This window comes from Petrachloros mirabilis, assembly GCF_975968855.1.
The window spans coordinates 1-6,445 of record NZ_CDLUDY010000068.1; the positions used below are offsets into that span (position 1 = coordinate 1).

General features: G+C 56.7%; 6 protein-coding genes. 4 read left to right on the forward strand and 2 right to left on the reverse strand.

The window, feature by feature from the left end:
- Positions 1 to 180: 180 nt before the first annotated feature.
- Positions 181 to 636, reverse strand: a complete 456-nt coding sequence (locus ACWVCN_RS02745) for a c-type cytochrome biogenesis protein CcmI/CycH (protein ID WP_455243982.1) — start codon at positions 634 to 636, stop codon at positions 181 to 183.
- Between the two features lie 135 nt (positions 637 to 771).
- On the opposite strand from ACWVCN_RS02745, the gene ACWVCN_RS02750 reads away from it, so the two are divergent.
- From ACWVCN_RS02750 to ACWVCN_RS02765, 4 genes are all read left to right on the forward strand, one after another.
- Complete coding sequence (locus tag ACWVCN_RS02750) at positions 772 to 1,428, forward strand: precorrin-2 dehydrogenase/sirohydrochlorin ferrochelatase family protein (protein WP_455243983.1); 657 nt, start codon at positions 772 to 774, stop codon at positions 1,426 to 1,428.
- 19 nt (positions 1,429 to 1,447) lie between these two features.
- On the forward strand, positions 1,448 to 1,756 hold the full coding sequence (locus tag ACWVCN_RS02755) for an MTH1187 family thiamine-binding protein (RefSeq protein WP_455243984.1): 309 nt from the start codon (positions 1,448 to 1,450) through the stop codon (positions 1,754 to 1,756).
- A 31-nt stretch (positions 1,757 to 1,787) separates the two neighbouring features.
- Positions 1,788 to 4,739: an ATP-binding protein gene (locus ACWVCN_RS02760; RefSeq protein WP_455243985.1), complete on the forward strand. Its 2,952-nt coding sequence runs from the start codon at positions 1,788 to 1,790 to the stop codon at positions 4,737 to 4,739.
- A gap of 84 nt (positions 4,740 to 4,823) precedes the next feature.
- The gene (locus tag ACWVCN_RS02765; RefSeq protein WP_455243986.1) at positions 4,824 to 6,212 is read left to right on the forward strand and encodes an OmpP1/FadL family transporter; all 1,389 of its coding nucleotides are present in this window, start codon (positions 4,824 to 4,826) and stop codon (positions 6,210 to 6,212) included.
- A 27-nt stretch (positions 6,213 to 6,239) separates the two neighbouring features.
- Here the strand turns inward: ACWVCN_RS02765 and ACWVCN_RS02770 are convergent.
- On the reverse strand, positions 6,240 to 6,445 hold a 206-nt coding region (locus ACWVCN_RS02770), incomplete at its 5' end, for an alanine racemase C-terminal domain-containing protein (RefSeq protein ID WP_455243987.1).

The following is a 6,445-nucleotide window of genomic DNA, read 5'->3' on the forward strand; positions in this document are numbered from 1 at the left end:
CCCTCCGGGCCATAACCGGCTGTTGAAACACGTCCTCGGCTTCGTTCTCGCTTCGCTCAAACCCTCAACGTATCAAGAAACATACGCCTCGGGCTTTCGCTCCCTGCGGTCTTGCCGAAGAACGTGTCTGAACAGCCGCAAAGCCAACCAAACCCAACCCAGTGTCTCAGCACTTCCCCATCACTGCTTCACCGTATCCAAGATGATTTCCAAGTCGCGCCCGCCGGGCAGGGTCGGATTTTTGGCATAACGGCCTTCGATATCGCCAGGCTGCGCCGGACCCGCTTGGCCGTCTCGATCGAGTCTTGCAATCACGTCGACCATCCCGCGCAGTTCGGACCCCTGCATCATCACATCAGCATTGGTGATTTCAAACTCTGCCGGGAATTGAGGATTCTCGATTCGTTTGGCTGCGACAGGGCGAGGTGTGCCGCCCGGTCTCTTGACGATGACGAACAGCACATCTGTGGAACGGACTTGATCGGCCAGGGCCGGGCTAATCAAAATTTTTCCGGCAATAACCCCTTCTCCGCCTTGCGGGTCGCAGCTATGGGCCAAGCCGAGCCAGGCGGCAAGAGCCGCAAGACCGATAATAATTCCAGCCAGGCCAAGCGTCCTCAGATTGTATCCGGCCATGACACCTTCCTGTGAGTAAATGGTTGTAAAATGCACTGCATTATACCGGTGTGATAAAGAAAAAGGGAGTGCACGGTTTACCCTGGAAAAGTCTCTGTTGTATGATAGCTCTTCTTTTTGAATGGAGGCAGTAACATGGCGGCAAATCCTGGATTCCCGCTTACGTTCGACGTCAGGGGCTATGCGGTTCTGGTGCTTGGCGGAGATGAAGAGGCGGCAGAAAAAACGGAACGATTGTTGGGCGCCGGCGCAAAAGTCACGGTTGTCTCGCCGACTCTGCATGAACGGCTCAAGCAACTCGCGGCCTCTGCGAAAATCATCCATCGGTGCCGGCAATTTCGGGAAACGGACTTTGAGGGAGTGATCTTGATCCTCAACATGATCCGCGGCGATCGCGAATTTGCCCGTTCGCTTTTTGCCGGATCGAGGGAACGGAAAATTCCATTGTGGTCGGTTGATATGCCTGAAGCGTCTACGGTCACGATGCCGGCGGTGGTGGCGTCGGGACATGTCCGCGTCGCGATTACGACGAGCGGTGTCGCTCCGGTGTTGTCCGGTTTCATGAAGGAGGACCTGGAGCGGATTTTGGACGCTGAGTTTGTGGCGTTTGTCGAATGGCTGGGTCAATTGCGGGAGCAGGCAAAGGCGAACGAACCGGACGCTGAAAAGCGCCGGGCGCTCTTGCGCGAAGCGTTAGACGGGTTCAGGTTGTTGGGCAAAGTGCAGTACCCGAAAGTGTGGCTTGAAGAACGGGCAAGGCAAAAGAGTGAGCCGACTGCGGCAAAATCTTAGAAAGAAAGCAGGTCCCACCATGGTGTTATTGGAATTCAGCATGTCGCCCTTGGGGAAGGGCGAGAGTGTAGGGAAGTATGTCGCGCGCTCTTTGGACATCATCGACAGGAGCGGAGTGGATTACCGCCTCAACCCGATGGGGACTGTGCTTGAAGGCGAATGGGATGAGGTGTTTGCCGTGGTGAAGAAATGTTATGAGCGCATGAAAAAAGATTGTAGCCGGATTTCGTGCACGATCAAGGTCGACTATCGCCGAGGACGCTCGGGGCGTCTGACGACGAAAACGGCTAGTGTGGAAAAGCGGTTGAAGAGAACAATCAAGCAATAGCGCTTCGCGCCTCCGCTTAGGAGCGTGATCGATGAACAGCGGTGTCGCGGGCGACGTCCGGCCCCTCCTCTCAGGCACTTTCCTCCTGCCGAAAGACCGCTCTATCCTTGAACGGGAATACATGGAATTTCGTCCCTTCGGTGTCGATGAGCATGGGGACAAGATCCGGGATGTGGCAGGCATGAGCATCAGAGCGACAGCCATCTTCCTGGAGTCGTGTGTTGCCCATCAGATGGGGGAAGCGGCTGGCTCACGAGCAGTACAGGATCTCTGTACTGTGCTGAATCAGCGGATTAAAGACCCTGTCTATCATGTCACGCCAGCCTTTCTGAAGAATGCGTGGAATAGTTATTCCAATGAGTTTACGGCGTATCTCTATGAGTTCTGTGAACGGATATCCGGTGATCCCAGTTTTGTGTTTCGCGGCGGGATGGAAAAAGCTTCGCCGATCATGCAGGTTCTGGCCAGGCCGTTTTCGCTTTCGCAAATCTACGGGATGTTTCCTTATTTCGGCAACAAGTTCGCCTCAGGCTCGATCGAGTGCCGTGTAGTCGAAGTGACGAGGCGATCCGCGACGCTCGCGATGCGGTTCGCGGAGCGTACGCTACGGCAATATGGGCCTTACCGCCGGCGTTGTACCTACCTGATGTGTCAGGCGGCTCAGGGAATCATGGCTGCGGTTCCCGCACGGGTTCATGGATTACCGCCTGCGACGCTGATAGAAACTTCCTGCATCGCGAATGACGACGCATGGTGTCAATGGGATATCACATGGAATTCCGAGCCGTCTTTCGGATTGATTCGAAGGATGTGGAGGGTCGGAGGGTTTTCCGATCGGAATGCGGCCGATCAGATTGAGGCTCGACCTGCAGGCATTCTCTCAAGTCGCATCGATCAGTTGTTTCCCCAAATGGAGCCGTTGGCGAACTCCCTTGGCCGAGAAGAGGCGAGTGATCGTGGTCGAACGCCGGGTTCCGGGCTCCTGTCTCCGCTCAAAGATCCTGCGCAACGGCATGCCTTGCATCCGTCTCTGCGCGGGCACCTGTCCGGATATCTTTGGGGAGGTGCGTTTGGCTTCCTGATAGCGGTCGTCATGCGTGCGAGTTTTCCTGGCATGAGTGCGGGTGAGGTGGTGCTGGCGGGACTCATGCCCGTGCTGTACGCAGGAGTATGGATCAATTGGCGATTGCGACGAGATGGGCAGCAACGCGAAGCGTTGATTCATGAGCAGATTCAATTTGTGGAGTCTCGCCACGAGGAACTGCGCGAGGCCTACCTCGAACAGGAACAAACCCGGGTTCAACTCAGACGAACGGTCCAGCACCTGACCGTGCTGCATCAGGCCGGGCTGCTCTTCAGCTCGACGCTGCACCGCGAAGAACTGCTGAAAAAGGTCTTGAAGACGCTCACCCGCGATCTTCATTACGATCGCGCCATCATTTCCTTTTTTGATCCGATCCGCCAGGTCGCAACGGATGCACGGGTGGACGGCGTTTCGCCGTCGATACGTAAGTTCGCCAAGAAGCTAGAAATTCCGGTCACGGACCCTCTTAGTCCCGAGGGGATGGTGCTGTTACAGGGGAAGCCGCTGCTCATCAGTGATGTGAAGGCCGTATGGGACCGGCTCCATCCGCACAACCGGAAGCTGGCCCTGCTGACCGGGACGAAGGCTCTCATGGTGGTGCCGTTGAAGACGAAAGACCGCATCATCGGGAGCATGATCGTTGATCGGAGGAGAGAACGAAGCCTCACCGAAGACGACCTCGAATTGATGATCACCTTTGCGCACCAGGTGGCCATTGCTCTCGATAATACTTCGGCCTACCAGCAGATCGAGGAACTGAATGTAGGCTTAGAGGCCAAGGTGAGGGAACGTACTGCTGAGTTGGAGCAGGCCGATCGCCTGCGGTCCCAGTTCATGTCACATGTGTCACACGAGTTGAAAACGCCGCTTACGTCCATCAAAGGATTTCTGCAGAACATGTTGGACGGCTTGACGGGAGCGGTCAACGAGAAGCAGCAGCGGTATCTTTCCCGGATGCTGGATAATTCAGAGCGGTTGATACGGATGATCGAAGATCTGTTGGACAGGACGAGAATTCAAACAGGCAAGTTGGAATTGGCTCCCGCTGAGTTGGATCTCGGAGCCTGTGTGAGCGAGGTAGTCGAGCAATTGCGTCCGCTTGGTCAGGTTAAGCGACAGCAACTTGTCTGTCTCTATCCGGACCAACCGTTGCTCGTCTGGGCGGATCGCGATCGGCTGTTTCAGATCGTCATCAATCTCGTGCATAACGCCATGAAGTTTACGCCGGAGCAAGGCAGTATTACTGTCGCGGTCAAGCAGGACGGTGTCAGGCACGCGGGCGTGTCCGTTCAGGACACGGGGCCTGGTATTCCAGCGGAATTCATCGAGAAGATTTTTGATCCATTTTTCAGAATCAAACAGGCGAGAACAGGGATCAAGGGACTCGGGCTCGGTCTTTCCATCGTCCGTACGCTGGTTGAGTTGCACGGGGGGACGATCAGGGCTCACAGTTCTGCGGGGGAGGGCGCGGAATTGTATTTCACCCTTCCGCTGAGGGTATCGACAGAGCCGTCCGTGAAAATAGAAACAGGGAGAACGCCTCGTATCCTGGTCGTTGATGACGATAGCGACATCCGTGAACTGCTGAAGGACCGCTTGGGTGCCATGGGCTACGAGGTCCAGACCGAGGCTGACGGGTTACCGGCGCTTGAAGCATTCCGCTCAGGTCTTTTTTCCGGCATGATCCTCGACATCGGTCTTCCTTCGCTCGATGGCATGGAAGTGCTGAGCCGAATACGGCAAGAAGACCAGCGGGTGCCGATTGTCGTGGTTACAGCCTCCGAGGCTAAGGAGAATGCGGTGAGGGCAATCGGTAAAGGAGCGCAGGCGTACCTCTTGAAACCGTTCGATGTCGACGAGCTGCAACGTGTAGTGGAGTCGTGGTTTCGAACGGGATAATGTCTTGTCAACGTTGATATGTGACGCTCAGGAAATGGACATACACAAAGGCGGGGTGGTGAATCAAGTGGAGAGTCGGGGATCATGATGGGATTAATGCGAGGGAGAATATCGACTGGTGCATTCCTCTTTGGTCTCCTCTGTTCCTGGGTCGTTGCGGTTGATGAGGTGAGCGCTCAGGTTCCGCGGATTCAGGGGCAGGGGACGGCTGCGTCAGCAATGGGCAACGCCTTTGCCGCTCAGGCCGACGATGCATCGGCCCTTCACTATAATCCTGCAGGCATGACTCAGTTGCGGGGAGTGCAGGTCATGGCCGGCGCGTTGATCTCCGGAGGTGTGACCACCTTTACCAGCCCGGCCGGGGTCACCGTGAGGGGAGATCGCAACGGCAGTGCGGCCTGGCCTCCACCAGGGCATACCTACGTCACGGCAAATCTGAGAGATGTGGGGCTAACGGCACTGGGGGACCTCACAGCCGGTGTCGGTGTGACGGTGCCGTTCGGTTCGTTGAACCGTTGGCCGGTCGATGGGCCGTTCAGGTCGGCAACGACATTCAATTCCTTGCCTTTGTTGGATATCAAGCCAACGCTAGCGTATCGGCTGACTGAAAACGTGTCGATCGGGTTGGGGGCGGACATCTACACATTTTCCGGGTTGGTCGGAGAAGGGCATATCGAGAGACAGTCCGTCTGGCCCGGCGGGCTCGGCATCCCTGCCGGGGCCCGCGTCGAGCTATCCGGACGAGACACGGCGGCAGGGTTCAACGCCGGTCTCCTCTATACTGCGCTTCGCAATGGTGACGGGAAACCGCTGGTGAACATCGGGATTATGTATCGGAGCCAAGCGACGTTGCATCTCAAGGGGGCGCTGTTGGCGAACGGTGCCTTGGCATCCGATGCGAGGGCTACTTTCGTCTTGCCGCAGATTATAACAGGTGCGATCGCGATTTGGCCACTCCGAACGCGCGAACGCGAATGGAAAGTGGAATTCGACATTGATCATGTCGGGTGGAAGTCCGTGCGCAATCTTGATGTTCATCTCTCGAATGGAGTGACGATCGCTCAACCGCTGAATTGGCGAAATACCTATGCGCTGATGGCAGGAACGGAATACAGCTGGCTCTCGGTACAATCGATGCCTGGGTGGGAAGTGGCCCTGCGGTGCGGCTATACGAATCAACAGAATCAAATGCCTGACCTGACGTTTGACCCGGCTGTTCCTTCAGCCGATGTGCACATCGTCGGCGGGGGAGTCGGGCTGTGGTGTGGGAAAAATGGGTCTTTTCTCGGGTTGATTCCCTGCCGCGAACTAGGAATCGGCTTCCTGAAGCCGAAGGCCGTCGGCCTCGACATTTCATACCAGGCGTCCCTCTACGAAGACCGCACGATCGCGGGTAATCGGAATCCGGCGGTGAATGGGCTGTACAGGACCACCCTTCACACCGGCGGTGTGTCGCTCAAGGTGTCCTATTAGGTGATCAGGCCTGGCCGTGAGCGTCAGCTAGGCGGCCTGGTAGAGGCGGGGAACACGAGAGCCGATGGCGCAGAGTACTTCGTAGGGAATGGTACCGGTCCATTCGGCGAGATGGTCCGCTCCGATTGTCTCCTGCCCGTCCCGACCGATGAGTGTGACTGCATCGCCGACATGAACTCCCTCGATGTCGGTGGCGTCCACCATGGTCATGTCCATGCACACGATTCCGACAA

What these genes read in the sequence shown, in the direction of transcription:
- ACWVCN_RS02745 (WP_455243982.1), bottom strand. Translation starts at nt 636, where the DNA reads ATGGCCGGATACAATCTGAGGACGCTTGGCCTGGCTGGAATTATTATC.
- ACWVCN_RS02750 (WP_455243983.1), top strand. Translation starts at nt 772, where the DNA reads ATGGCGGCAAATCCTGGATTCCCGCTTACGTTCGACGTCAGGGGCTAT.
- ACWVCN_RS02755 (WP_455243984.1), top strand. Translation starts at nt 1,448, where the DNA reads ATGGTGTTATTGGAATTCAGCATGTCGCCCTTGGGGAAGGGCGAGAGT.
- ACWVCN_RS02760 (WP_455243985.1), top strand. Translation starts at nt 1,788, where the DNA reads ATGAACAGCGGTGTCGCGGGCGACGTCCGGCCCCTCCTCTCAGGCACT.
- ACWVCN_RS02765 (WP_455243986.1), top strand. Translation starts at nt 4,824, where the DNA reads ATGATGGGATTAATGCGAGGGAGAATATCGACTGGTGCATTCCTCTTT.